The sequence below is a fragment of the Pseudomonas mosselii genome (genome assembly GCF_019823065.1).
Taxonomy (GTDB): Bacteria; Pseudomonadota; Gammaproteobacteria; order Pseudomonadales; family Pseudomonadaceae; genus Aquipseudomonas; species Aquipseudomonas mosselii.
Map to the genome: position 1 here is coordinate 1,925,864 of NZ_CP081966.1, position 25,995 is coordinate 1,951,858.

25 protein-coding genes and 1 pseudogene are annotated in these 25,995 nt (G+C 65.5%); 19 read left to right on the forward strand and 7 right to left on the reverse strand.

All coding sequences use genetic code 11. The features are described 5' to 3' along the window. The first annotated feature begins 46 nt into the window (after positions 1 to 46). Positions 47 to 796, forward strand: a complete 750-nt coding sequence (locus tag K5H97_RS08805) for a DUF599 domain-containing protein (RefSeq protein ID WP_028690463.1) — start codon at positions 47 to 49, stop codon at positions 794 to 796. Between the two features lie 66 nt (positions 797 to 862). On the opposite strand, the gene K5H97_RS08810 is transcribed toward K5H97_RS08805, so the two are convergent. Beyond that, positions 863 to 1,138, reverse strand: a complete 276-nt coding sequence (locus K5H97_RS08810) for a hypothetical protein (RefSeq protein ID WP_028690464.1) — start codon at positions 1,136 to 1,138, stop codon at positions 863 to 865. Between the two features lie 136 nt (positions 1,139 to 1,274). Here K5H97_RS08810 and K5H97_RS08815 point away from each other — a divergent pair, with 136 nt between their 5' ends. The 4 genes from K5H97_RS08815 (at position 1,275) to K5H97_RS08830 (ending at position 5,042) form a co-directional block, all read left to right on the forward strand. Then, positions 1,275 to 1,751, forward strand: coding sequence for a PaaI family thioesterase (locus K5H97_RS08815; protein ID WP_028690465.1), 477 nt, complete (start codon positions 1,275 to 1,277; stop codon positions 1,749 to 1,751). Next, a complete protein-coding gene (locus K5H97_RS08820; RefSeq protein WP_028690466.1) occupies positions 1,748 to 2,206 on the forward strand; it encodes a PaaI family thioesterase in 459 nt (152 codons plus the stop codon). Before K5H97_RS08815 ends, K5H97_RS08820 begins: the two co-directional genes overlap by 4 nt. Before the next feature lie 93 nt (positions 2,207 to 2,299). Beyond that, positions 2,300 to 4,207, forward strand: a complete 1,908-nt coding sequence (gene htpG, locus K5H97_RS08825) for a molecular chaperone HtpG (protein ID WP_028690467.1) — start codon at positions 2,300 to 2,302, stop codon at positions 4,205 to 4,207. A 109-nt stretch (positions 4,208 to 4,316) separates the two neighbouring features. After that, entirely contained in the window at positions 4,317 to 5,042 is a 726-nt protein-coding gene (locus K5H97_RS08830) for a dienelactone hydrolase family protein (RefSeq protein ID WP_028690468.1), read from the forward strand. Between the two features lie 29 nt (positions 5,043 to 5,071). Here K5H97_RS08830 and K5H97_RS08835 read toward each other — a convergent pair whose 3' ends face one another. Continuing rightward, positions 5,072 to 5,935: a pirin family protein gene (locus K5H97_RS08835; protein WP_028690469.1), complete on the reverse strand. Its 864-nt coding sequence runs from the start codon at positions 5,933 to 5,935 to the stop codon at positions 5,072 to 5,074. A 110-nt stretch (positions 5,936 to 6,045) separates the two neighbouring features. On the opposite strand from K5H97_RS08835, the gene K5H97_RS08840 reads away from it, so the two are divergent. From K5H97_RS08840 to K5H97_RS30155, 3 genes and pseudogenes are all read left to right on the forward strand, one after another. After that, a complete protein-coding gene (locus K5H97_RS08840; protein WP_028690470.1) occupies positions 6,046 to 7,053 on the forward strand; it encodes an amidohydrolase family protein in 1,008 nt (335 codons plus the stop codon). A gap of 114 nt (positions 7,054 to 7,167) precedes the next feature. After that, positions 7,168 to 7,938, forward strand: a pseudogene (locus K5H97_RS30150) (MCP four helix bundle domain-containing protein); the annotation flags it as partial. A 114-nt stretch (positions 7,939 to 8,052) separates the two neighbouring features. Continuing rightward, positions 8,053 to 8,793 carry a methyl-accepting chemotaxis protein gene (locus tag K5H97_RS30155; protein WP_408634423.1) on the forward strand — a complete coding sequence of 247 codons (741 nt, stop codon included), beginning with the start codon at positions 8,053 to 8,055 and terminating at the stop codon, positions 8,791 to 8,793. A 69-nt stretch (positions 8,794 to 8,862) separates the two neighbouring features. On the opposite strand, the gene fabB is transcribed toward K5H97_RS30155, so the two are convergent. The 5 genes from fabB to K5H97_RS08870 all read right to left on the reverse strand — a co-directional run bounded on the left by fabB (position 8,863) and on the right by K5H97_RS08870 (position 15,776). Then, on the reverse strand, positions 8,863 to 10,083 hold the full coding sequence (gene fabB, locus K5H97_RS08850; protein WP_028690472.1) for a beta-ketoacyl-ACP synthase I: 1,221 nt from the start codon (positions 10,081 to 10,083) through the stop codon (positions 8,863 to 8,865). 11 nt (positions 10,084 to 10,094) lie between these two features. Continuing rightward, positions 10,095 to 10,610, reverse strand: coding sequence for a 3-hydroxyacyl-[acyl-carrier-protein] dehydratase FabA (fabA, locus tag K5H97_RS08855; protein WP_028690473.1), 516 nt, complete (start codon positions 10,608 to 10,610; stop codon positions 10,095 to 10,097). Positions 10,611 to 10,816: 206 nt separating this feature from the next. Beyond that, a complete protein-coding gene (locus K5H97_RS08860; RefSeq protein ID WP_028690474.1) occupies positions 10,817 to 12,742 on the reverse strand; it encodes a response regulator in 1,926 nt (641 codons plus the stop codon). Next, the gene (locus K5H97_RS08865; RefSeq protein ID WP_028690475.1) at positions 12,739 to 13,629 is read right to left on the reverse strand and encodes an ABC transporter substrate-binding protein; all 891 of its coding nucleotides are present in this window, start codon (positions 13,627 to 13,629) and stop codon (positions 12,739 to 12,741) included. The genes K5H97_RS08860 and K5H97_RS08865 overlap by 4 nt, the downstream gene beginning before the upstream one ends. After that, positions 13,629 to 15,776 carry a TonB-dependent receptor plug domain-containing protein gene (locus K5H97_RS08870; protein WP_175406160.1) on the reverse strand — a complete coding sequence of 716 codons (2,148 nt, stop codon included), beginning with the start codon at positions 15,774 to 15,776 and terminating at the stop codon, positions 13,629 to 13,631. The genes K5H97_RS08865 and K5H97_RS08870 overlap by 1 nt, the downstream gene beginning before the upstream one ends. A 191-nt stretch (positions 15,777 to 15,967) precedes the next feature. Between K5H97_RS08870 and K5H97_RS08875 the strand changes: the two genes are divergently transcribed. The 11 genes from K5H97_RS08875 to kdpB all read left to right on the forward strand — a co-directional run bounded on the left by K5H97_RS08875 (position 15,968) and on the right by kdpB (position 25,992). Beyond that, entirely contained in the window at positions 15,968 to 16,993 is a 1,026-nt protein-coding gene (locus K5H97_RS08875; RefSeq protein ID WP_028690477.1) for an NAD(P)H-dependent glycerol-3-phosphate dehydrogenase, read from the forward strand. 10 nt (positions 16,994 to 17,003) lie between these two features. Then, positions 17,004 to 17,351, forward strand: coding sequence for a DUF4389 domain-containing protein (locus K5H97_RS08880; protein ID WP_028690478.1), 348 nt, complete (start codon positions 17,004 to 17,006; stop codon positions 17,349 to 17,351). Next, positions 17,348 to 17,806: a phosphohistidine phosphatase SixA gene (gene sixA / locus K5H97_RS08885; protein ID WP_028690479.1), complete on the forward strand. Its 459-nt coding sequence runs from the start codon at positions 17,348 to 17,350 to the stop codon at positions 17,804 to 17,806. The genes K5H97_RS08880 and sixA overlap by 4 nt, the downstream gene beginning before the upstream one ends. 103 nt (positions 17,807 to 17,909) lie before the next feature. Continuing rightward, positions 17,910 to 18,266, forward strand: a complete 357-nt coding sequence (locus K5H97_RS08890) for a hypothetical protein (RefSeq protein ID WP_028690480.1) — start codon at positions 17,910 to 17,912, stop codon at positions 18,264 to 18,266. Positions 18,267 to 18,355: 89 nt separating this feature from the next. Next, positions 18,356 to 19,144: an alpha/beta fold hydrolase gene (locus tag K5H97_RS08895; RefSeq protein ID WP_028690481.1), complete on the forward strand. Its 789-nt coding sequence runs from the start codon at positions 18,356 to 18,358 to the stop codon at positions 19,142 to 19,144. Further along, complete coding sequence (locus tag K5H97_RS08900) at positions 19,141 to 19,995, forward strand: alpha/beta hydrolase (RefSeq protein WP_028690482.1); 855 nt, start codon at positions 19,141 to 19,143, stop codon at positions 19,993 to 19,995. Before K5H97_RS08895 ends, K5H97_RS08900 begins: the two co-directional genes overlap by 4 nt. A gap of 102 nt (positions 19,996 to 20,097) precedes the next feature. Then, positions 20,098 to 20,892 carry a DUF4892 domain-containing protein gene (locus K5H97_RS08905; protein ID WP_028690483.1) on the forward strand — a complete coding sequence of 265 codons (795 nt, stop codon included), beginning with the start codon at positions 20,098 to 20,100 and terminating at the stop codon, positions 20,890 to 20,892. A 12-nt stretch (positions 20,893 to 20,904) separates the two neighbouring features. Beyond that, positions 20,905 to 21,957, forward strand: coding sequence for an AI-2E family transporter (locus K5H97_RS08910; RefSeq protein ID WP_028690484.1), 1,053 nt, complete (start codon positions 20,905 to 20,907; stop codon positions 21,955 to 21,957). 176 nt (positions 21,958 to 22,133) lie between these two features. Next, positions 22,134 to 22,223: a K(+)-transporting ATPase subunit F gene (gene kdpF / locus K5H97_RS08915; protein WP_011534724.1), complete on the forward strand. Its 90-nt coding sequence runs from the start codon at positions 22,134 to 22,136 to the stop codon at positions 22,221 to 22,223. A gap of 9 nt (positions 22,224 to 22,232) precedes the next feature. Then, positions 22,233 to 23,927, forward strand: a complete 1,695-nt coding sequence (kdpA, locus tag K5H97_RS08920) for a potassium-transporting ATPase subunit KdpA (protein WP_028690485.1) — start codon at positions 22,233 to 22,235, stop codon at positions 23,925 to 23,927. Between the two features lie 10 nt (positions 23,928 to 23,937). Then, positions 23,938 to 25,992: a potassium-transporting ATPase subunit KdpB gene (kdpB, locus tag K5H97_RS08925; protein WP_028690486.1), complete on the forward strand. Its 2,055-nt coding sequence runs from the start codon at positions 23,938 to 23,940 to the stop codon at positions 25,990 to 25,992. Positions 25,993 to 25,995: the final 3 nt, after the last annotated feature.

Here is a 25,995-nt window from a genome sequence, read left to right on the forward strand (position 1 = left end):
TCCGGGCGTCGAAAACCGGTCTGTTTCTCTTTGACGGGACTGCTGCATGAGCTTCATCCAAAACAACCTGGGCAACCTCCTTGCCGCCTGCTGGTTCGCCATCTGCTGGGGCGGCTACACCCGCTACGCCATCTGGAAAGGCCGCGACACGGCGTGCCTGGCCAGCGTGCTGCACCTGTACCGCGAAGACTGGATGCGCCGCATGCTGCTGCGCGACAACCGAATCGCCGATGCCAGCGTGATCGGCAACCTGGAGCGCAACGCGTCGTTCTTCGCCTCCAGTACCTTGATCATCCTCGCCGGTATCCTCACCGTGCTCGGAGCGTCGGATCGCGCGCTGTCGCTGCTGGCCGACCTGCCATTGGTGCAGCAGGCCTCGCAAGGGATGTCGGAAATCAAGTTGCTGTGCCTGGCGATGGTGTTCGTCTACGCCTTCTTCACCTTCAGCTGGTGCATGCGCCAATACAACTTCGCCGCTGTGTTGGTGGGTTCGGCGCCGATGATCGGCGAGCGCCTGGTCAACGAACTCGAGCGCAAGGCCTTCGCCTCTCGGGCCGCACGCGTACTGTCGTTGGCCGCCAACCAGTTCAACCTGGGATTGCGTTCGTACTACTTCGGCATGGCCATGCTGAGTTGGTTCATCAGCCCTTGGTTGTTCATGGTCATGAGTGTCGGCGTTGTATTCATCCTGTATCGCCGCGAGTTCCATTCCCATGTACTGGAAGTGATGGTGTTCACACCGACGGAAAGTGTGTCGGTAGAGCCGGGCAAGGACGCTTCCGGTATTGCTGGCTGAAACCTTTTAGCGTAAGTGGTAGATACAAAAAAACCCGACATTGTCGGGTTTTTTTGTATGGTGCGATTACTGCTTGGCAGGCTCGGCAGGCGCAGTGGTCGGCGCTGGGGTGGAGGGCGCGGCCTCCTCGGCGGCCTTCTGCTGCGCTTCGGCCTGATCTTTGGCGGCTTCGGCGTTTTCCTTGGCGGCTTCGTTCATCTTATCCTGAGCTTCGCCCATCTTTTCCTGGGCTTGCTCGGCGTGTTGCTGTGCGTCCTGGGCTTTGTCTTCGCTCGCTTTATCGCAAGCAGCCAGGCCCATGGCAGCGGCCAGCATCAGAGCAAAAGCAAAAGGTTTACGCATGGGGTGTTTCTCCTGGGTGGAATAACTTTACGTGTACCTTCGAGTTCATCGTCTGCGAAGAAGTTCCACAAAGGTTACAGATATATAACTGCCCGACCTATATGGACTTTTTATCTATTTTATGAAGCGAGGGACAATGAACGAGACGCCATTGATGGCGATGGCCGAGCGTTTTCTCTCGGCGTTGAAACATTGCCAGGTATTGCAGATGCGCGTGCACCACGCCGACGCCGACGGCATGACGCTGGTGCTGCCCTGGTCACCGGCCATTGTCGGCAACCCGCAGAACGGCGCGGTGCACGGCGGGGTGCTGACCACGCTGATGGACACCACCTGCGGCATGGCCACGCTCTGCGCGTTGCCGCGTTTCGAGGTGTGCCCGACCCTGGACCTGCGCATCGACTACATGCACCCGGCCGAGGCCGGCAAGGACATCTTCGGCCATGCCCAGTGCTACCGGGTGACCCGCGATGTCATTTTCACCCGCGGCACTGCCTACCAGGACGACCCCGCGCAGCCGATCTGCCAGGTGGTCGGCACCTTCATGCGCCTGGGGCAGGACGTCAAGGGCGGCATTCGCTTCGGCAACAGCCTCAAGGAGGGCCGCGCGTGATCCCCGCCGATATCCGTCAACAGTTGAACCGGGCCCATGCTCGCGGCGATTACCAGCCATTGCTGGCATTGATCCCGTATGCCGGGTTGATCGGCATCGAATGCGAGCGCCACGGCGACGACCTGCTGTTCCGCCTGCCGGCCAATCCTGACAACATCGGCAACCCGTTGTTACCGGCGATCCATGGTGGCGTGATTGCCGGCTTCATGGAGCTGTCCGCGGCACTGTACCTGTTGATCTTCAGCGAGAGCGCGAGCATCCCGAAGATCATCGATTTCTCCATCGATTACCTGCGCGCCGGGCATTTTCGCGACACCTACGCCCAGTGCCAGCTATGGCGCCAGGGGCGGCGGGTGACCAACGTCGCCATCACCGCCTGGCAGGGCGATCGCGACACGCCGATCGCCACGGCGCGCGCGCATTTCAAGATCGAACCGGAAAAGCCCTTGAAATAGTCAGGGGTGCCCCCATCTGCTGGACATCCGCCATCAAAAGCAGGCCCGACGGCCGCCAGGCGTCAACAACCAACAGATTGGAGTTTGAAGACCATGAGTGTGGAGACTCAAAAAGAAACCCTGGGCTTCCAGACCGAGGTAAAGCAGCTGCTGCACCTCATGATCCATTCCCTGTATTCGAACAAGGAGATCTTCCTGCGCGAGCTGATCTCCAACGCTTCCGACGCCGCCGACAAGCTGCGTTTCGAGGCCCTGGCCAAGCCTGAGCTGCTCGAAGGCGACGCCGAGCTGAAAATCCGCCTGAGCTTCGACAAAGACGCCAATACCGTGACCCTCGAGGACAACGGCATCGGCATGAGCCGCGAAGACGTCATTGCCCACCTGGGCACCATCGCCAAGTCCGGCACCGCCGACTTCATGAAGAACCTCACCGGTGACCAGAAGAAGGATTCGCACCTGATCGGTCAGTTCGGCGTGGGCTTCTATTCCGCGTTCATCGTCGCCGACAAGGTCGACGTGTTCAGCCGTCGCGCCGGTCTGCCGGCCGCCGAAGGCGTGCACTGGTCGTCCAGGGGCGAGGGTGAGTTCGAGGTCGCCACCGTCGACAAGCCGCAGCGCGGCACCCGTATCGTCCTGCACCTGAAGAAGGGCGAGGACGAGTTCGCCGATGGCTGGCGCCTGCGCAACATCGTCAAGAAGTACTCCGATCACATCGCCCTGCCGATCGAGCTGCCGAAGGAGCAACCAGCGGCTGCCGAAGGCGAAGAGCAGCCGGCCCAGGAGTGGGAAACCGTCAACCGCGCCAGCGCCCTGTGGACCCGTTCGCGCACCGAGGTCAAGGATGAGGAGTACCAGGAGTTCTACAAGCACATCGGCCATGACTTCGAGAACCCGCTGGCCTGGAGCCACAACAAGGTCGAAGGCAAGCTTGAGTACAACTCGCTGCTGTACGTGCCGGCCCGCGCACCGTTCGACCTGTACCAGCGCGAAGCGCCACGCGGTCTGAAGCTGTACGTGCAGCGCGTGTTCATCATGGACCAGGCCGAGTCGTTCCTGCCGCTGTACCTGCGCTTCATCAAGGGTGTGGTCGACTCCAACGACCTGTCGCTTAACGTTTCCCGCGAGATCCTGCAGAAGGATCCGATCATCGATTCGATGAAGACCGCGCTGACCAAGCGCGTGCTGGACATGCTGGAGAAGCTGGCGAAGAACGAGCCCGAGCAGTACAAGGGCTTCTGGAAGAACTTCGGCCAGGTGCTGAAGGAAGGCCCGGCCGAGGACTTCGCCAACAAGGAGAAGATCGCAGGCCTGCTGCGCTTCGCCTCCACCCACGACGACAGCGGCGAGCAGAGCGTTGCCCTGGCCGACTACCTGGCCCGCGCCAAGGAAGGCCAGGACAAGATCTACTTCCTGACCGGCGAATCCTACGCCCAGGTCAAGAACAGCCCGCACCTGGAGGTCTTCCGCAAGAAAGGCATCGAAGTGCTGCTGCTGACCGACCGCATCGACGAGTGGCTGATGAGCTACCTCAGCGAGTTCGATGGCAAGGCCTTCGTCGACGTCGCCCGTGGCGACCTGGACCTGGGCAAGCTGGATTCCGAAGAGGACAAGAAGGCCCAGGAAGAAGTCGCCAAGGACAAGGAAGGCCTGGTCGAGCGCCTCAAGGGCGCGCTGGGTGACAGCGTGGCCGAAGTGCGTGTCTCGCACCGCCTGACCGATTCGCCGGCGATCCTGGCCATCGGTGAGCAGGACCTGGGCCTGCAAATGCGCCAGATCCTCGAAGCCAGCGGGCAGAAGGTGCCCGAGTCCAAGCCGATCTTCGAGTTCAACCCGACCCACCCGCTGATCGAGAAGCTCGATGGCGAGCAGAGCGAAGACCGCTTTGCCGAGCTTTCGCACATCCTGTTCGACCAGGCGGCCCTGGCGGCCGGCGACAGCCTGAAGGACCCGGCGGCCTATGTGCGTCGCCTCAACAAGCTGCTGGTCGAGCTGTCCGCTTGATCTGACGCAGACAAAGCCCGCTTCGGCGGGCTTTTTCTTTCTGGTGAGAATGGGGGGCGCTGGGAATGCATCTATCATGTGCTGACCCGTGAAGCCCAAGGAGAGCTGAATGAGCAAGGTCATCGTCGAATCGCTGGTCTATCACCTGTCAGGCAAAGCCTACGAAAGCCGCCTGGTCTACACCCAGGGCGCGCTGCCCCAGCCGGGCCTGGTGATGGCGCCGAACTGGATGGGTATCGGCGAGGGCGCCGAACGTATCGCCAAGGAAGTGGCCGAGCAAGGCTATGTGGTGTTGATCGCCGACCTGTACGGCCAGTCGGTGCGCCCGTCCAATGCCGACGAGGCGGGCGCGGCGATGATGCCGCTGAAAAATGATCGCGCCGAGCTGCGCAAGCGTATGCAGGAGGCGCTGGCGCAGCTGCTGGGGCAGTCTAGGGCCTTGTTGGAGCCTGGCAAGGTGGCCACCTTCGGCTTCTGCTTCGGTGGCTGCTGCGCGTTGGAGCTGGCCCGCTCCGGCGCCGACCTGAAGGCCGCCGTTTCCTTCCATGGCACCCTGGACACGCCAAGCCCCGAGGATGCCAAGCGCATCAAGGGTTCGGTGCTGGTGCTGCATGGCGCTTCCGATCCGCTGGTGCCCAAGGAACAGCTACCGGCTTTCGAGGCCGAGATGAACGCGGCCAAGGTCGACTGGCAATTGCTCAGCTATGGCGGCGCGGTGCATTCGTTCACCGATCCGAACGCCAATGTGCCGGGCAAGATGCAGTATGACCGGCGTACGTCGGAGCGGGCGTTCCGCTCGATGCATAACTTGCTCAAGGAAGTGTTCGCAGGCTGAACGCTCAGGGGCCGCAAAGCGGCCCCAGTTTAGCGCGGTAGTTCGATCCGCCCGCTTTCCCCCGGCACCACCGGCCAATCCCCAGCCGCCCAGCGCGCCCGCGCCGACTCGATCAAGGCCGGATCACTGGCCACGAAATTCCAGTTCATCCGCCGCGGACCATCCAGCGGCGCGCCGCCGATCAGCACCAGCTGGCACTCCTCCTCGGCATACAAGCTCACCGCTTCGCCCTCAGGCAGCACGACCAGGCTGCATGGCTCGACGTCCTCGCCATCCAGCAGCAACTCACCTTCGAGCAGATACAGCGCGCGCTGTGCGTGTTCCGTCGGCACGATCAGGGTGGTGGCCGGCTGCATGCGCACATGGGCATAAAGTGTCGGGGAGAGCACTGGCACGGGGGATTCCAGGCAGAAACCCTTGCCGGCAATCATGCGGATCTGCACGCCCAGGCTGTCGCTGAGCGGCAGGCTGGCCGCCGGGTGATGGCTGTAGCTTGCCGGCCCTTGTTCGGCGCTTTGCGGGGAAGCCAGCCATACCTGCAGCCCATGCAGGCGCGAGCCTTTGCGAAATGCTTCTGCCGGCGTTCGCTCGACGTGCGCCACGCCGGCGCCGGCGGTCATCCAACTGACATCGCCCGGCTGTACGCGCTGGTCCGAGCCCAGGCTGTCCTTGTGCTGGATTTCACCCTCGAACAGGTAGGTGAGGGTGGACAGGCCGATATGCGGATGCTGGCGAATGTCCATGCCATGGCCCGGCGCGTAGTCGGTTTCCAGCATATGGTCGAAGAACACGAAGGGGCCGACGCTGCGGCACTGCGCCGATGGCAGCGGGCGCAGGATCGGCTGGCCCTCGACCGATTCGGCACGTGGGCGGATGACCAGGGGACTGCTCATGGCGACACTCCTTGAGGGATGCCTGCAAGCATAGCGTTTCGCCGTCCGTGGCTGAACCGTCGCGGGCGCTGCCCGGTCTACTCTGGCGGGGATGGCAAAAGGAGGCTCCAATGATCGCCCGCACACTGGCTTGCCTGCTGTTGAGCGCAGGCCTGTTCGATTCCGCGCAGGCCCGCGACTACCGCTACAGCGACGCGCACCTGCACTACGTGGACTTTTTCCAGGAGACCGAGGGCATGCCGGCGTTGCTCAAGGCCATGGACGCGGCCGGTGTGGAGCAGTCGATGATCTCCGGCATTGCGGTGGCGAAGAAATGGCACGAGGACGAGCCCAAGCGCCCGCGTTATTACGCCGGGGATGACGCAGACGCCTACTGGTACAGCGCCACCGACCTGTATGTCGCCGCCGCGTTGCAGAAGCTGCCAGCGCAGCAACGCCGTCGCTTTCACCCGTTCCTCACCGGCTTCAATCCGGTGGACAAGAACGCCGTCAATCATATCGAGCGCATGCTCGACCTCTATCCGGGGTTGTGGCAGGGCATTGGCGAAGTGTTCACCCGCCACGACGACCTCACCGCCCTGACCAGCGGCGACACGCCGCGGGCCAACAACGAAGCCATGACCCGCATCTATCACCTGGCTGCCGAGCGCGACCTGCCGGTGCTACTGCATTCGAACATCACCTCCAAGCGCGAGCGCAACCCGCTTTACCTGGCCGAGATCGAAGAACCACTGCGCAACCATCCGCATACTCGCTTCATCTGGGCCCACGCCGGCAGCAGTCTGGAGATCCATCGACATCAGGAACAGATGGATTTTCTCCTGCCGGTGCTGACGCGGCTGTTGGAGGACTACCCGAACCTGTATGTCGACCTGTCCTGGAGCGTGCTCAAGCCCTACCTGCTTGATCCGCAGGGTGTGCCGCGCCAGGACTGGGTGGCGCTGGTCGAACGCTTCCCTCAGCGTTTCGTGCTCGGCTCCGACCTGGTAGGGCAGTTCGACAGCCTGGGTGAACAGATGCACGGTTTCGACCCCTTCCTTGATGCCTTGCCGGCAGCGGTTGCGGAGCAGGTGAGTCGGACGAATTTTGTCAATCTGCTGCCAAAAGCAGCGAAGTAGCGCGTTATAGCAGTGGATAGCTTTTTGATATCGCGTTTTCGTCTTACGCAATTTCCAGGCGGCCCGATACCTTCATTAAGCGACGGAACAACGCTTTTGGGAGGGATCCTGGAAATGAGCCTGAGACGCTTGAATATCGCCCCGCGCGCGGGCCTGGGCTTCGGCATCATGGCGCTGCTGGTGGTGGCGCTGGGCGGCTTCGCGCTGCAGCAGATGACCAGCATGCGCCAGCAGTCCGAGCAGGTCGACAACAATTGGCTGCCGAGCGTGATCTCGGTGGGCAGCATGACCCAGGACATGCTGCGCATCCGCGCCTTGACCCTGCGCCTGCTGGTCAACACCGACCCGGCCGCCCAGCAGCAGAACCGTGCCCGCATCGAAGAAATCAAGGGCGGCCTGAGCAAGGCTCAGAACCATTACGATGGGTTGATCGTGCTGCCAGAGGAGCGGACCTTGTTCGACCGCTACCAGGTCCTGGAGCGCCAGTACATGACCTTGCAGGGGCAGGTGGTGCAGTTGGCCACCGATGGGCATGTTCAGGACGCAGCGGTGCTGGTCAACGGCGAGATGAACCAGCTGGCCGACCAGATGACCGCCACGCTCAACGAGCTGATCGAGCTGAACAACCACCAGGCCAACTCCGCCACAGACCTGGCCGAGGCCGTGTACAACGGCGCCAAGGTCTGGGTCGGCGTGCTGCTGGTGATCGCCCTGAGCCTCACCGTGGTGCTCGCCCTGGCCCTGACCCGCAGCATCGTGCGACCGCTCGGGCAGTCGCTGAAGGTGGCCGAGACGGTCGCCACGGGCGACCTCACGCCGCAGATCACCGTGCAGGGCGACGATGAGCCGGCGCGCCTGCTGGCGGCGCTCAAGAGCATGCAGCAGAGCCTGCGCGAGACCATCGGGCGGATTTCCGATTCAGCCAGCCAGCTGGCCTCGGCGTCCGAAGAGCTGAGCGCGGTCACCGAAGACGCCACCCGCGGCCTGCAGCAGCAGAGCATGGAGATCGAGCAGGCCGCGACCGCGGTGAACCAGATGACGGCGGCGGTGGAGGAGGTGGCGAGCAATGCGGTGGCCACCTCGGAGGCTTCCCGCGAGTCCGACCAGATCGCCCGCCGTGGGCGCGAGCAGGTGCAGGCCACGGTCACTGCCATCGAGGCGCTGGCCAATGGCGTGGCGGGCAACGCCGAAGAGGTGGGGCAACTGGCCCAGCAGGTGCACGACATCAGCAAGGTGCTGGATGTGATCGGCTCGATCGCCGAGCAGACCAACCTGCTGGCGCTAAACGCTGCTATCGAGGCGGCGCGGGCCGGCGAGGCCGGGCGTGGGTTCGCCGTGGTCGCTGACGAGGTGCGGGCGCTGGCCCACCGCACGCAGACCTCGACTCAGGAGATCGAGCAGATGATCGTGGCTATTCGCAGCGGCGCCGAGCGGGCCGTGCAGGGCATGCAGCACAGCGACGCCCAGGCCCGTTCGACCTTGGACGGCGCCCATGCCGCCGGCCAGGCGCTGGAAGCGATCGCAGCGGCCATCGGCCAGATCAACGAGCGCAACCTGGTGATCGCCAGTGCCTCGGAGCAGCAGGCCCAGGTGGCGCGGGAGGTGGACCGCAACCTGACCACCATTCGCGACCTGGCGCACCAGTCCTCGGCCGGGGCCGAAGAAACGTCCGCCGCGAGCCAGGCGCTGTCGCGGCTGGCGGTGGACCTGAACACCCTGGTACAGCGGTTTTCGGTATAAGGGCCATCGCGGGGCACAAAAAAACGCCCGGACTTTGGTCCGGGCGTTCTCGTTCAGCGGATCAGCCGATCACTTGCCAGTCCAGCGCTTGAGCACCAGGGTGGCGTTGGTGCCGCCGAAGCCGAAGCTGTTGCTCATGACCGTGTCGATCTTGGCGTTCTCTTCGGTCTTGCGCAGCACCGGCAGGTCGGCGACTTCCGGGTCCAGCTCGTCGATGTTGGCGGAGCCGGCGATGAAGTTGTTCTCCATCATCAGCAGGCAGTAGATCGCCTCGTGCACGCCCGCGGCGCCCAGCGAGTGGCCCGACAGGCTCTTGGTCGAGCTGATCTTCGGTGCCTTGTCGCCGAACACTTCACGCACGCCCTTCATCTCGGCGACGTCGCCGACCGGGGTGGAGGTGCCGTGGGTGTTCAGGTAGTCGATCGGGGTGTCGACGGTGGACAGCGCCTGCTGCATGCAGCGGATCGCGCCTTCGCCGCTCGGGGCGACCATGTCGTAGCCGTCGGAAGTCGCGCCGTAGCCGACGATCTCGGCATAGATCTTGGCGCCACGGGCCAGGGCATGTTCCAGTTCCTCGACCACCACCATGCCACCGCCGCCGGCGATGACGAAGCCGTCACGGTCGGCGTCGTAGGCGCGCGAGGCCAGTTCCGGGGTTTCGTTGCGCTTGGTCGACAGGGCGCCCATGGCGTCGAACAGGAACGACTGGCTCCAGTGCTCTTCTTCACCGCCACCGGCGAAGACGATGTCCTGCTTGCCCCACTGGATCTGCTCCAGGGCGGTGCCGATGCAGTGTGCGGAAGTGGCGCAGGCCGACGAGATCGAGTAGTTGATGCCCTTGATCTTGAACGGGGTGGCCAGGCACGCCGACACGGTGCTGCCCATGGTGCGGGTGACACGGTAGGGGCCGACGCGCTTGACGCCTTTTTCGCGCAGGGTGTCCAGGGCTTCCATCTGGTTCAGGGTGGAAGCACCGCCGGAGCCGGCAACCAGGCCGGTGCGCGGGTTGGAAACCTGCTCTTCGGTCAGGCCGGCGTCCTTGATCGCGTCCTGCATGGCGAGGTACGCATAGGCGGCGGCGTGGCCGACGAAGCGATAGACCTTGCGGTCGATCAGCTCTTCGAGGTTGAGGTCGATGGAACCGGAAACCTGGCTACGCAGCCCCATTTCCTTGTATTCCGGGTTGTAACGGATACCCGGACGGCTGTTGCGCAGGTTTTCGGTGACGGTAGCTTTGTCATTGCCCAGGCACGATACGATGCCCAGACCAGTGATCACGACGCGGCGCATGCGAATAACCCTTAGAAATTGTCAGTGGAGGTGAACACGCCGACCCGCAGGCCTTCGGCGGTGTAGATCTCGCGACCGTCGACGCTGACCGAGCCATCGGCGATGGCCATGTTCAGCTTGCCCTTCAGGACGCGCTTGATATGAATGTTGTAGGTGACTTTCTTGGCTTCCGGCAGGACCTGGCCAAAGAATTTCACTTCGCCCGAACCCAGGGCGCGGCCACGGCCCGGCAGGCCCTGCCAGCCGAGGAAGAAACCGACCAGCTGCCACATGGCGTCCAAGCCCAGGCAGCCCGGCATCACCGGATCGCCTTCGAAGTGGCAGGCGAAGAACCACAGGTCCGGATTGATATCCAGCTCGGCGACCAATTCACCTTTGCCGAACTTGCCGCCTTCCTCGCTGATATGGGTGATGCGATCGACCATCAGCATGTTCGGGGCGGGCAGTTGCGCATTACCGGGGCCGAACAGCTCACCGCGACTGCAGCGCAGCAGGTCTTCCCGAGTAAAGGCGTGTTGTTTGGTCATGCGAGCTCCTCAATAACCCCCTGCGGCAGGGGATGAATCTTCCCGGCCGGCCCGAAGCGCTTGGCATTCGAGGCGGCAGCCTACAGGTAGACTATTGCGTTGTGGTGAAAGTCACAGCGCACCTGGCAAAAGAAGTACAGGTGTGCACTGAAATGTTATTTTCCGGCCCTGCGGCGGTCCTGTCCAGTCCTTAAGACTGCCGCACTTTAGCATTTATCGCCAGTCGCGGCTGTCCGACCCGGCAACCAGCGTTGCAGGATGCGTTGCAGATCGGTGCGTTTGAACGGCTTGCTCAGGTAATCGTTCATTCCGGCGGCCAGGCAGCGTTCGCGGTCGCCCTGCAACGCGCTGGCGGTCAGGGCGATGATCGGCAGGCCCGCGCTGCCCGGCAGCTGGCGGATGCGCCGGGTGGCCTCGTAGCCGTCGACATGCGGCAGGCGGCAATCCATCAGCACGGCGGCAAAGCGTTGCTGGCCGACCAGGTCGACGGCCTGGGCGCCGTCCATCGCCAGGCTCACCTCGAAACCGAGGCTGCGCAGCATCGCCTCGATGACGCTCTGGTTGACCGGGTTGTCCTCCACCAGCAGCACTCGCCCGCCGCCTTTGCCTGTCGCGCTGTCCTGGGGCGCAACGGGCAGGGTGGCGGGGGTGCTGGCCAGGGCCAGTGGCATTTCCAGGGTGAAGGTCGAGCCCAGCCCCTCGCGGCTCTCGCCGCGCAGCTGGCCGCCCATGCGCTCGGCCAGGGTGCGGGCGATCGACAGGCCCAGCCCGGTGCCGCCATAGCGCCGGGAGATGGTGTTGTCGGCTTGCTGGAAGGCCACGAACATCATCTCCAGGCGGTTGCTGTCGATGCCGATGCCGGTGTCGCGCACGGTGCAGGTCAGCCAGATCAACTGGCGATCGAGCACCTGCCAGCGGGCCTCGATGGCCACCTCGCCGCGCTCGGTGAACTTCAGTGCGTTACCCACCAGGTTCAGCAGGATCTGGCGAATGCGCGTCGGATCGCCCACCACCTGCAGCGAGTTCATGCCCGGCTGCAGTTGCAGGCGCAGGTCCAGGTTGCGCTGCTGGGCGCTGTGCTGGAACGACTGCACGCTGCTGGTGATCAGCTCGCCGAGGTTGAAGTCGATATGTTCCAGCTCCAGGGTGGTGCGCTCGATCCGCGAGAAGTCGAGGATATCGTTGATCACCTTGAGCAGGTGGCCGGTGGATTCGCTGGCCACGGCGGTGTAGTCGGCCTGTTCGCCGGTCAGCTCGGTCGTCTCGAGCAACTGCAGCATGCCCAGCACGCCGTTCATGGGGGTGCGCAACTCGTGGCTCATCATCGCCAGGAAGTCCGACTTGGCGCGGTTGGCCTGCTCGGCTTCTTCGCGGGCCTGGATCAGCTGGCCCATGGCCTGTTGCTGTTCGTGGGCGGCCTGGTCAAGGGCGCTGGCCAGGTTGTTGATGTGCCGGGCCAGGTGGCCCAGCTCACTGTCGTCGACCACCGGCAAAGGCGCGTTGAAGTCGCCTTGCTGGATCGCCCGGACCGCGTGGCCCATGTCGCTGATCGGCTTGGACAGGCTGGTGGCCAGGCGCCGCGCCAGCAGGAAGGTGAACAGCAGGGCGAACAGGGCGAGGATCGCAGCCTTGATCACGATCTCCTGCTGGCGCTGGCTGAAGGCGTCGTCGGACATGCCGACGATCACCCGGCCGAGATAGTCGTCGCCGATGTTCGGCGCTGGCGCCTTGCCCTGCAGGAAGTCATTGTCCAGGCGGATCTGCTGCAGGCGGATCGGCGCCTGGAACACCTCGACACGCTGGGCGCGGCTTTGGCTTTCGTTGGGTTGCTCGACGTACACCAGGATATGGTTGCGGCTGTCCTGCACCTCGAGGAAACGCACGTGGGGAATGCTCAGGGTGGCGCGCATCAGGCTCTCGAGGACTTCGTTGTTGCCCGAGATCACCCCGTACTCCGAGGCCGGCGCCAACTGGTTGGCGATCAGTTGCCCGGTGTGGTTGAGTTCCTGGCGCAGGTCCTGGATCCGCACGAAGGTGAAGAAGCTGATCAGCAGCAGGGTCAGCAACAGGGCGGGGCCCAGGCTGATGATCTGGGTACGGGTATGGATGTCCCAGCTCAGGCGCTTGCTCATGGGGTGGGGGCTCCTTCGGCGAGGGCCAGGGCGGCGGCGACCGGGTCGATCGCCTCCAGGCCAAGGGCGCGAGCTACCTGCTGGTTGCCGCTGACACCGAAGTGCGCGGGGTAGAGGCTGCGCGGCCAGCGGCCTGGAGGCAGGTCGAGCAGTTGCCCGAGCACCGCCAGCCAGTCGTCCTGGTCGCTGTAGGTGCTGGCCAGGGCGCCGGCACGGACGAAGCCGACGTTCGGCCCGATCAGCGCCATCTGTCGGCCATAGCTGCTGAGCAGCACGTTCTTGGCCGACTTGGAGTTGTACAGGTCGGGATCGTCCAGGCCGAGCAGCACGTCGCTGTTGCCCAGCAGGGCCTGCAGGGGACGGCTGTCGCGCAGGTCGGGCCAGTCCTGGGCGACGATTTCCAGGCCCAATGAACTGGCGGCCTGGCGCAGCTCGTCGAGCAAGAAACGGCTGTGTTCGCCGTACAGCACGCCGATGCGCCGTGCCTGCGGCAACAGGTATCGGGTCAGGCGCAGTTGCCGGGCCAGGGGCGGGTCGCTCCAGAGCAGGGTCAGGTAGGCGGGGCGCGAGGCGCCCAGGCGCTGTTCGGCCTGGACCCGACTGACCCGCAGCGCCAGCGCTGCCGGTCCTACGGCCTCGCCCAGGCGCCATTCAAGGGCTGGGGTGTCGAGCAGAATCAGCCGGGTGTCTGCCTTGAGCTTGCCCGGGCTCGGCAGTTGCTCGACAGTCTGGAACCGTACCTGGTCGTTGGGGCGACGTTTTTCCAGGGCCGTGACGAAGCTGCGAATGCCGGGCTGGTCCTCGGCGCCCACCAGCAGGATTTCGCTGGCGGACAGCGATCCCAGGGGCCATAGGCACAGCAGCAACAGGCGCAGCAGACGGACCATCAGAATTCCAGCTCCGCGCTGACGCTCAGGCGGTGGCGGCTGTCGTAGCGGTTCTGCTCCAGGGTGACCGGTTCGTCGTCCAGGCGCTGCTGCCACAGCGCGGCCAGCTCCAGGTTGCTGCCGTGCACCTTGAAACGCTTGGCCAGGCGCAGGTCGACCCGTTCGTAACGGTAACCATTGAGGGCGTCGTCACCGTAGTAGAAAAGGGCGCTGGACCAGCCTTCGCCCCAGTCGCGCAGCCAGCCGGCCGAACCGCTGTTGCGTGCGCTCAGGCGCCGGTCGTTGGGGTTGCTGGCCCAGGCGTCGACGTAGGCGTAGGTCAGGCGCAGGCGATCGCGCTGGGTGGCGCGCCAGTCGAACTGCGCCTCGCTGCCGCTGAAGCGCGCCTTGTTGGCGTTGCTGGCGATGTACTGGTTGTTCCTCAACGGCTCACTGATCATCCCGGTGATCTCGTCATAGAACAGTTTCACGTCCATGCTCAGGTCGATGTCGGTGAAATAGCCGTTGTAGCCGAGCTCACGCGAGCGCATGCGTTCCTGGTCGAGGTTGCCCGGGCCGCGGGTCTTGACGAAATATTCGCCGTTCTGCAGGCCGTAGCGGTTGGGCGTGAGGTTCTTGACCGTGTAGCTCCAGTTGACGTTGTTCTCGAACATGTCCGGCGAGCGGATCGCCTCGGAATATACGGCGCGCAGGCCGTGGCGCGGGGTGATCAGGTAGTTCACCGCCACCCGTGGCGTGAGCGAGTTGCCAGACAGTTGCGAGTGCTCGTGCATCGCCCCGCCCTGGACGATCCAGTGTTCGTCGATGCGCCACTCGAGCTGGCCGAACAGGCGCCAGGTCTGGTCATCGATGCTGCCGTTGAAGTAGGTCTGCGAGTCGGCCTTGTCGTAGCGGTAGTTCATGCCGGTGACCAGGCGCAGGCTGTCGGTCAGGCTCAGGGTGTCCTGGATTTCCAGGTCGTAGCGGGTCTCGCGGGTGCTCTGGTCGACGTCGCCGCAGATCGTGTTGCGGCCACCGTTGACCCACTGGTTCTGTACCTGGCTCATCAGCGAGCCGAGCTCAGGGTTGGTGGTGCTGGGCAGGTTGCCGGTAAACAGGTTGCGCGCGACCTTCTCGGCGAAGTTCGGGTCGAGCTGCCACAGGCGGGTCAACTCCGGGCTGAAGGCGATTGCCGCGTCGCAGGCACGCCATACCTGCTGGCGGTCGAAGTGCTGGGCCGAGCCCTGCACATACAGGCTGTGTTCGGGGTTCAGGTCGATGTTCCAGCGCACCGAACCTGCGTAGTCCTTGGCGTTGACATCGGCATTGTCGCCGGCCCGGTAGTTGCCGAACACCGGCTGGTAGGTATAGGGCCGCTGGTTGCTGCCCTCCTTGGCCGCCAGTTGCCATTCCAGGGTCTGGTTCGGCGCCAGGGTGTGGCTGGCGTTGAGGTTGACGCGGTTGAGCCGGCGGCTGTCGCGGTAGTCGCGGCCGAACTGGTCGTGGTCGAAGCCATCGTCCTGCTGGCCGGAGAGCGACAGGCGCAGGTCGCCGCTGTCCCAGCCAAAGCCCTGGCTCGCGTAGTAATCGTTGATGCCATCCTGGCCGCGGCTCAGCTTGACCCGGGTGCCATGGCTGTCGGCCGGGTTGCGGGTGAGGATGTTGACCACCGCCATCAGCGCGTTGGCACCGTAGCTGACGGTGTTGGGACCGCGGAACACCTCGATGCGCTCGATATCCTCGATCGCCACCGGGATATCGCTCCAGTCCACCGTGGCCAGGCCCGCGCGGTATACCGAGCGGCCATCGATCAGCACCTGCATGCGCCGGGCATCGCTGACATTGCTGCCATGGTAGTTCACCGTCGACTGATTGCCGGCGCCGTAGCCGATCATCATCCCCGGCACCAGGCGCAGCAATTCGGGAATATCGCGGGCGCCGCTGGCGCGGATCAGCTCGCTGTCCAGCACGGTCATGCTGCCAGGCACCGCCGCCGGGGATTGTTTCAGGCGCGTGGCGGTCAGAACCTGCGGCAGGTCCTGGTTGTCGATGAACAGGTCGTCTGCCAAGGCCGGCCCGCCCAGCAGGGCGGTCAGCAACAGCAGGCGAGGATACGGGGGCGTGCCAGGGAACACGAAACGGCCTTGTTTCAGAAATGAATCAGGCATGTTAACCGACCCTACGGCTTTTGCCAGTGATCGGCGGATGGCCTATTGCCGCATCGCCCCCCTGAACTTTCTCTATTGTGTTCGGGTGCGTGGGCGTGGGCTGGCCCCACGATGCATACGCACTGGTTCTGTCGCATCGGCACCGTATAATGCCCGGGTCGCCACTTACTTTATTGGTTAACGGATTGGATATGACTGAACAGCAACCTGTTGCGGTTCTTGGAGGCGGCAGCTTCGGCACCGCCGTGGCGAATCTCCTGGCCGAGAATGGCCATCCGGTGCGGCAGTGGATGCGCGACCCGGCGCAGGCCGAGGCGATGCGCGTCGATCGCGAGAACCCGCGCTACCTCAAGGGCATCCGCCTGCATGACGGCGTCGAGCCGGTCAACGACCTGCTTGCCACCTTGCAGGGCAGCGCGTTGATCTTCGTCGCCTTGCCGTCGAGTGCCTTGCGCAGCGTGCTTGCTCCCCACGCCGAGCTGCTGCGTGGCAAGGGGCTGGTCAGCCTGACCAAGGGCATCGAGGCGCACACCTTCAAGCTGATGAGCCAGATCCTCGAAGAGATCGCCCCCCAGGCGCGCATCGGCGTGCTGTCGGGCCCCAACCTGGCCCGCGAGATCGCCGAGCATGCGCTGACCGCCACCGTGGTCGCCAGCGAGGACGAGGCGTTGTGCCAGCAGGTGCAGGCCGTGCTGCATGGCCGTACCTTCCGCGTCTACGCCAGTGCCGACCGCTTCGGCGTCGAGCTGGGCGGCGCGCTGAAGAACGTCTACGCCATTATCGCCGGCATGGCCGTGGCCCTGGGGATGGGCGAGAACACCAAGAGCATGCTGATCACCCGCGCCCTGGCCGAGATGACCCGCTTCGCCGTGAGCCAGGGCGCCAATCCCATGACCTTCCTGGGGTTGGCTGGGGTCGGCGACCTGATCGTCACCTGCTCGTCGCCCAAGAGCCGCAACTACCAGGTCGGCCATGCCCTTGGCCAGGGCCTGAGCCTGGAACAGGCGGTCAGCCGTCTGGGCGAGGTGGCCGAGGGCGTCAACACGCTCAAGGTGCTCAAGGCCAAATCCCAGGAAGTGGGTGTGTACATGCCGCTGGTGGCGGGCCTGCACGCGATCCTGTTCGAAGGGCGCACGCTCAACCAGGTGATCGAGCACCTGATGCGCGCTGAGCCCAAGACCGATGTCGATTTCATTTCCACCAGCGGTTTCAATTGAGGGAGCGACCATGAACGATACCCCCGAGCGCGCCGAGCGCGAGTCGATCATCCTGCGAGTGCTGTGGATGCTGGTATTCCTGGTGGCCTGGCAACTGGCCGAGCTGCTGCTCGGCGGCCTTGTGCTGGTGCAACTGATCTACCGGCTGGTCTATGGCGCGCCCAGCGCCAGCCTGATGAACTTCGGCGACAGTCTCAGCCAGTACCTGGCGCAGATCGGCCGCTTCGGCACCTTCCACTGCGACCAGAAGCCCTGGCCGTTCGCCGACTGGCCGACGCCGCGTGCGCCGGAGGGCGAGGCGCCGCACGCCGTCGCACCGGCAGCGCACCCAGTGCGCGACGAGGAGCCCAAGCTGTGAAGCTCTGGGTGCTGCGCCACGGCGAGGCGGAACCCCGGGCCAACAGTGACGCCGAGCGACGCCTGACCGCCCACGGTCGCGAGCAGGTGCTGCGCAGTGCCGCGCACCTGCTCGGCCAGCCGCTGCAGGCGATCATCGCCAGCCCCTACGTACGCGCCCAGCAGACCGCCGCCCTGGTGCACGGCGCGCTGGGCTTTGCCGAGCCGGTACGCACGGTGCCCTGGCTGACGCCGGACAGCGACGTGCAGCAGGTGATCGGCGAAGTCGAGCGCCTGGGGCTCGAGCATGTGCTGCTGGTCAGCCACCAGCCGCTGGTGGGCAGCCTGGTTGGTCTGCTCGAGCATGGCCACGGCCAGCAACCGGCGCCGTTGAGCACCGCGAGCCTGGCCGAACTGGAAGGGGACTGGCCATTGGCGGGGCTGATGACCCTGCGTGGCCTGCGTCATTCCAGCTGAGCCCTGGCAACTGGCATTTCTGTCAGTTGCCGGCCTGTCGTCTGGTCAAGTAGCGTGGCGCCGTGGCTGAGTCATGCAGCCGCGCAGGCACAGGGAGAGGCAAATGAGCCGTTATCGACTGGAGCTGGTGCGCTCCGTGAACCCGCAATCGCTGCTCGACAAGCTCAGTGATGCGCGTGCCCTGGACTTTGCGGAATACCGCCTGTTGCAGGACTGCGCCGACGCCAAGCTCGACGAGCTGATGCGCCGCTTCGAAGGCCAGTACGAACTCGAGCAGTTGCGCCAGGCCAGCATTCGCATGGCCCATTTGCTGCAGACCAGTTGCCTGGCCCTGCGCCGGTTGGCCGACAATGAAGCGGACCGCAGCCTGGCCCGCGAAGCGCTGGATTGGCAATTGGGCTACATGCGCGCCTGCCTGCACCGTTCGCTGGCCAGTCTCGAGCGCAGCCGAATGACCTGATCGCCACCGGCGATGACCTTTCCGAACGTTGCCGGCAGGGATCGGCTTACCGACAATGGGCCATCCATCCCCGTGCAGAGCAGGCGGCCATGTCGCAGCAGATCTTCTTCGCCCACGCCAACGGCTTTCCCTCGGCCACCTACGGCAAGCTGTTCGCCGCCCTGAGGCCGGACTACGAGGTATGTCACCTGGCGCAGCATGCCCACGACCCGCGCTTTCCGGTCAACGACAACTGGCAGAACCTGGTGGACGAACTGCTGCATCACCTCGAGCAGCAGAACGCGCCGGTCTGGGGTGTCGGCCATTCGCTGGGCGGCGTGCTGCACCTGCATGCGGCGTTGCGCCGACCGGAGTTCTACCGCGGGGTGGTGATGCTCGACTCGCCGGTGTTGACCCGCGCGGACGAGTGGCTGATCCAGGCCGCCAAGCGCCTGGGCTTCATCGACCGCATCACCCCGGCCGGGCGCACCCTGGGCCGGCGCGAGGCATTTCCCGATCGCGACAGCGCCCGCACCTATTTTGCCGGCAAGTCCCTGTTCCGCCACTTCGATCCGGACTGCCTTGAAGCCTACCTGGAGCATGGCCTGGAGCAGGGCGAGGAAGGCCTGCGCCTGCGCTTCGACCCGGCCACGGAGATCGGCATCTACCGCAGCATTCCCCATGTCAGTCCGGCCCGGCCACGCCAGTTGCAGGTGCCGTTGGCGATGGTGCGCGGCGCCCAGAGCCGGGTGATCCGCAAGCACCATGCCCTGGCCGTGCGCGCCATGGCCAAGGGCGAGTACCACAGCTTGCCCGGTGGGCACATGTTCCCGCTGGAACGGCCCACCGACACCGCCGGCCTGATCAAGGGCCTGTTCGACCGCTGGAGCCAGGCATGAGCGCCCAGGTCGAGGAGATCCGCCTGACGCTTGGCCATATCGAGCTGGCCGCGCACCTGTTTGGCCCGGCCGACGGCCTGCCGGTGATCGCCCTGCATGGCTGGCTGGACAACGCCAACAGCTTCGCCCGCCTGGCGCCGCAACTGAAGGGGCTGCGCATCGTCGCCCTGGACCTGGCCGGACATGGCTACTCCGGGCATCGTCCGGTCGGCGCTGGTTATGCGCTGGCCGACTACGCTCATGACGTGCTGCGGGTTGCCGAGCAGCTGGGCTGGGCGCGCTTCGGCCTGCTCGGCCATTCGCTGGGGGCGATCATCTCGGTGCAACTGGCCGGGGCCTTGCCCGAGCGGGTCAGCCACCTGGCGCTGATCGACGGGGTGATTCCGCCGACGCTCAGCGAACAGGACGCCGCCGAGCGCTTGGGGCTGGCGTTGCAGGCGCAACTGCGCCTGGAAGGCAAGCGCAAGTCGGTGTACGCGACCCTGGAGGAGGGCGTCGAGGCGCGCATGAAAGGCATGGTCGCGGTCAGCCGTGAAGCCGCCGAACTGCTGGCCCAGCGTGGGCTGATGCCGGTGCCCGGCGGCTACAGCTGGCGCAGCGACAGCCGCCTGACCTTGCCCTCGCCAACCCGCCTGAACCAGGACCAGGCCATGGCCTTCGTCAAACGCATCGCCTGCCCGGCCTGCCTGGTGGTGGCCGCCGACGGCATGCTGGCGCGCCACACGCAGCTGCTGGAGCAGCTACCCTTCGAGCAGGTGACCCTGCCGGGCGGCCACCACCTGCACCTGAACGACGCCGAGGGCGCGGCCCTTGTCGCAGACTGTTTCAATCGCTTTTTTGGCATTCCTTGACTTGCACCGGACAACTGTCGAGGCTTGGCGGGTTGAAAGGGAGACAACCATGTACATGCCAGACATCCACGCATCTTGCCCGGTCACTTGCGAGGGTGGTCGATGAGCGCACCTGTTTTCGTTCGCGGCGCCATCGCCGCCTGCCTCGCCATCGCCAGCCCCTTGCTATGGGCCGGCAGCCTACCGGTCCCGCCTGACGCCAAGGTGGTCGACCAGCGCCCAGCGGTGGAACAGGAGCGGGTCTACCCCCTGGGGCCGCTGCGCAAGATCAGCGGTCGCCTGCGGGTCGACGACAAGGTCGAGAGCCGTGGCCAGGTCAGTTCCGTGACCTACGAATTGCCGGTCGAGCGCAGCGCCCGCGAAGCCTTCACCAGCGCCCGCGAGGCCCTGCAGCAGGAGGGCGGCTATCCGTTGTTCTGGTGCCAGGGCCGCGATTGCGGCGAAGCCAGCCTGTGGGCCAACGACGTGTTCGCCAATGCCCGGCTCAATGGCGGTGACGAGCAGCAGGCGTTCATCCTGCTGCGCCGCTCAGCCGAGGAAGCCGACACCCTGGTGGCGCTGTACAGCGTGACCCGCGGCAACCGCCGCGCCTACCTGCATGTCGAGGAGTTCGTCGCCGGCAGCCCGCTGGGCGAGCTGCTGCCCACCGCCGCCACGGTGCTGCGCGAACTGCGCGACACCGGCAAGCTCGACTACCCTGATCTGGCCGAGCCCCAGGCCACCTGGGCAACGTTGCTGGCGCGCAGCCTGAACCTCGACAGCACCCTGCGCGTCAGCCTCAGCGGCAAGGGCGCCGAGGCCTGGCGCGAGCAGCTGGTCAAGGCCGGCGTGCGCAGCGCCCGGCTCGAGGTTGGCGACGCCCCGACCGAAGGCCTGCACCTGGAACTGATCCGTTGAGTGAGCGCCACCATGGCCAACAATGACCGCCTGTTGATCCAGATCCTGCTGCTGACCCTGCTGGGCGCCGCGCTGTGGGTGATGGCGCCGTTCATCTCGGCGCTGCTGTGGGGCGCCATCCTGGCGTTTGCCAGCTGGCCGCTGATGCGCCTGCTGACCCGCGTGCTCGGTGGGCGCGAAACCCTCGCCGCGAGCCTGCTGACCACGGTGTGGATTCTGCTGGTGGCGCTGCCGCTGGTGTGGCTGGGTTTCAACCTGGCCGACCATGTGCGCGATGCCACCGCGTTCATTCGCGACGTGCAGGTCGATGGCCTGCCGGACGCGCCCGCCTGGGTGGCGGGCATTCCGTTCGTGGGCGAACGCCTGGTGAGCTGGTGGGAGTCGTTCGACCAGCAGGGCGCGGCCTTGCTGGCCTCGGCCAAGCCGTATCTGGGCCAGGTCGGCAACTGGTTGCTGGCGCGCAGCGCGCAGATCGGCGGCGGGGTGCTGGAGCTGACCCTGAGCTTGGTGTTCGTGTTCTTCTTCTACCGCGACGGGCCGCGCCTGGCGGCCTTCGTCCACCGCCTGCTGCAACGGCTGGTGGGTGATCGCGCCGAGTACTACGTCGACCTGGTGGCCGGCACCGTGCAGCGGGTGGTCAATGGCGTGATCGGTACCGCCGCGGCCCAGGCCCTGCTGGCGCTGATCGGCTTCCTGATCGCCGGTGTGCCGGGGGCGATCGTGCTTGGCCTGGTGACCTTCATGCTCAGCCTGATCCCCATGGGCCCGCCGCTGGCCTGGATCCCCGCCACTGCTTGGCTGGTGTCCAAAGGCGACTATGGCATGGCGGTGTTCCTCGGCATCTGGGGCACCTTCGTCATCAGTGGCGTGGACAACGTGCTCAAACCGTACCTGATCAGCCGGGGCGGCAACCTGCCGCTGGTGATCGTGCTGCTGGGGGTGTTCGGTGGCCTGATCGCGTTCGGCTTCATCGGCCTGTTCATCGGGCCGACCCTGCTGGCGGTGGGGTACAGCCTGCTGCTGGACTGGAGCCGCAATTCCGCGCAGCACACGCCGCAACGTTGATCTTTCGGGCCTCTTCGCGGGTAAAGCCGCGAAGAGGCCCGTGCAGCGATCCGGTGGACCTGATCTTTACGCTTTCTTTATGCCCTGACCCCACCCCCGATCTCGCCCCTTTACGCCCCTCCCTCGGACAATTTCCCCAAAGCGGCCTTCACGCCGCAACCAGGGGAGATTCACTCATGTACATGCTTGACGGACTGTCACTGCTTCTGGCGGTGGCGTTGGCGGTTTACCTGCTGGTGGCGCTGCTGCGCGCCGACCGCGGCTAAGGGGCGACCATGCACAGTTACGATTACCTGCTGCTGCTGGCGTTCTTCGCCATCGTGCTGCTGCCGGCGCCCTGGCTCGGGCGTTTCTACTACAAGGTGATGGAAGGCCAGCGCACCTGGCTGTCGCCGCTCCTCGGTCCAGTGGAGCGGGGCTGCTACCGCGTGGCCGGCGTGCGTGCAGACCAGGAGCAGAGCTGGAAGCAGTACACCCTGGCCCTGCTGGCCTTCAACCTGGTCGGTTTCTTGATGGTGTTCGGCGTCCTGCAACTGCAGGGCAGCCTGCCGCTCAACCCGCAGCACCTGCCGGGCCAGGAATGGTCGCTGGCGTTCAACACCGCGGTCAGCTTCATGACCAACACCAACTGGCAGGCCTACAGCGGTGAAGCCTCGGTCAGCTACCTGAGCCAGATGATCGGCCTGACCGTGCAGAACTTCGTCAGCGCCGCCACCGGCCTTGCCGTGCTGGTCGCCTTGTGCAGGGGTATCGCCCGGCGCTCGGCCAGCACCCTGGGCAACTTCTGGGTCGACCTGACCCGCGCCACCCTCTACGGCCTGCTGCCGCTGTGCCTGGTGCTGGCGCTGCTGCTGGTCTGGCAGGGCGTGCCGCAGACCTTTGCCGACTACGTCCACGCCGTGACCCTGCAAGGCACCGACCAGACCATCCCGCTGGGCCCGGCCGCCAGCCAGATCGCCATCAAGCAACTGGGCACCAACGGCGGCGGCTTCTTCGGCGTCAACTCGGCGCACCCGTTCGAGAACCCGACGGCCTGGAGCAACCTGTTCGAGGTGGCTTCGATCATCCTGATCCCGGTGGCCCTGGTGTTCACCTTCGGCCATTACGTCAAGGACCTGCGCCAGAGCCGCGCGATCATCGCCTGCATGCTGGCGCTGTTCCTGATCGGCGGCAGCACCGCGCTGTGGTCGGAGCATCAGCCCAACCCGGCCCTGGAAAGCGCCCAGGTTCAGCAGAGCGCGCCACTGGAAGGCAAGGAGAGCCGCTTCGGTACCACCGGTTCCGTGCTGTGGACGGTGACCACCACCTCCGCCTCCAACGGCTCGGTCAACGCCATGCACGACAGCCTCAACCCGATTACCGGCATGGTGGCGATGGTCAACATGATGCTTGGCGAAGTGATCTTCGGCGGCGTCGGCGCCGGCCTCTACGGCATGCTGCTGTTCGTGTTGATCGCGGTGTTCCTGGCCGGCCTGATGATCGGCCGCACCCCGGAGTACCTGGGCAAGAAGCTGCAGGCCCGTGAAGTGCAACTGCTGGTGGCGAGCCTGCTGGTGATGCCGGTGGGCGTGCTGATCCTCGGTGCCATCGCCGCCAGCCTGCCCGGGCCGGCCGGCGCGGTGACCAACCCCGGCGCCCACGGTTTCAGCCAGCTGTTGTACGCCTACACCTCCGGCGCTGCCAACAACGGTTCGGCCTTCGCCGGTTTCGGCGCCAACACGGTGTACCACAACGTGATGATCGGCTTGGCCATGCTGATCGGTCGCTTCGGCTACATCCTGCCGGTGTTGGCCCTGGCCGGCGGCCTGGCGGCGAAGAAGAGCGCGCCGCAAGGCCTCAACAGCTTCCCCACCCACGGCCCGCTGTTCACCACGCTGCTGATGGTGACCATCCTTTTGGTCGGCGGCCTGACCTTCCTGCCGGTCCTGGCCCTGGGGCCGATTGCCGAACACCTGAGCCTGGGTTTCTGAGGAATACACAATGAACATGCCCATTCCCGAAGTGAAGGCGCATCAAGGCGCCAAGGACCAGACCCGCTTCAGCGCGTTGTGGCGCCCGGCCCTGGTCCAGGCTTTCGTCAAGCTCGACCCGCGCCAGCTCAAGCGTGCCCCGGTGATGCTGGTGGTGGCCCTCACCGCCGTGCTCACCACCGTGTTGTGCTTGGTGCCCGGCAGCGGCGTGAGCACCGGCGTGGCGGTGCAGATCGCCGTGTGGCTGTGGTTTACCGTGCTGTTCGCCAACTTCGCCGAAGCCCTCGCCGAAGGCCGTGGCAAGGCCCGTGCCGACAGCCTCAAGGCCGGCAGCCAGGGCCTGACCGCCAAGCGCCGCAAGAGCGACGGCAGTTTCGAGAGTGTCGCCGCCACCCAGCTGCGCAAGGACGATGTGGTGCGCGTCGTGGCCGGCGAGATGATCCCCGGCGACGGCGAGGTGCTCGAAGGCATCGCCGCGGTCAACGAGTCGGCGATCACTGGCGAGTCCGCCCCGGTGATCCGCGAGTCCGGCGGCGACCGCTCGGCGGTCACCGGCAACACCCGCCTGGTCTCCGACTGGCTGCTGATCCGCATCACCAGCAACCCGGGTGAGTCGACCCTGGACCGTATGATCGCCCTGGTCGAAGGCGCCAAACGCCAGAAAACCCCCAACGAGATCGCCCTGGACATCTTGCTGATCGGCCTGACCCTGATCTTCCTGATCGTGGTGGTTACCTTGCAGCCGTTCGCCCGTTTCGCCGGCGGCGAGCTGCCGCTGATCTTCCTCGCCGCGCTGCTGGTGACCTTGATCCCCACCACCATCGGCGGCCTGCTGTCGGCCATCGGCATCGCCGGCATGGACCGCCTGGTGCGCCTGAACGTGATCGCCCGCTCCGGTCGGGCGGTGGAGGCAGCTGGCGACGTGCACACCTTGATGCTCGACAAGACTGGCACCATCACCTTCGGCAACCGTCGTTGCAGCGCGCTGCACGCCGCCTCCGGGGTGACCGCCAAGGAGCTGGGGGAGGGCGCCTTGCTCGCCTCGCTGGCCGACGACACGGCCGAAGGCAAGTCGATCGTCGAGTACCTGCGTCAACTGCACGATTTCGACGAGCCCTCGAGCACGCAATATGAAGCCATCGCTTTCAGCGCCGAGACCCGGCTGTCGGGCATCGATTTCCAGCAGCGCCGCTACCGCAAGGGCGCCGTCGACGCGGTGCTGGCCTTCTGTGGTCTGCAACGCCTGGAGCTGCCCGCCGCCCTGGCCCGTGAAGTGGAGCGCATCGCCCAGAGCGGCGGCACGCCGCTGCTGGTGTGTGTCGACACGCACCTGCTCGGCGTGATCCACCTCAAGGACGTGGTCAAGCCCGGTATCCGCGAGCGTTTCGCCGAACTGCGCAAGCTCGGTATCCGCACCGTGATGGTCACCGGCGACAACCCGCTGACCGCCGCCGCCATCGCCGCCGAGGCCGGCGTGGACGACGTGCTCGCCGAAGCTACCCCCGAGAAGAAGCTGGCGCGCATCCGCCAGGAGCAGAACGACGGACGCCTGGTGGCCATGTGCGGCGACGGCGCCAACGACGCCCCGGCCCTGGCCCAGGCCGACGTGGGCATGGCCATGAACGACGGCACCCAGGCTGCCCGCGAGGCGGCCAACATGGTCGACCTGGACAGCGACCCGACCAAGCTGCTGGACGTGGTGCAGGTGGGCAAGGAACTGCTGGTCACCCGCGGCGCGCTGACCACCTTCTCCATCGCCAACGATGTGGCCAAGTACTTCGCCATCCTGCCGGCGCTGTTCGCCGCCATCTACCCGCAGCTGGGCGTGCTCAACCTGATGCACCTGGCCAGCCCGCAGAGCGCGATCCTCTCGGCCATCGTGTTCAACGCGCTGATCATCATCGTGCTGATCCCCCTGGCGCTGCGCGGGGTGCGGGTGCAGGCCGCCAGCGCCGCCCACCTGCTGCGGCGCAACCTGTTGATCTACGGCGTGGGCGGCATCATCGTGCCGTTCGCCGGGATCAAGCTGATCGACATGCTGCTCACTGCACTGCACTTGGTTTGAGGA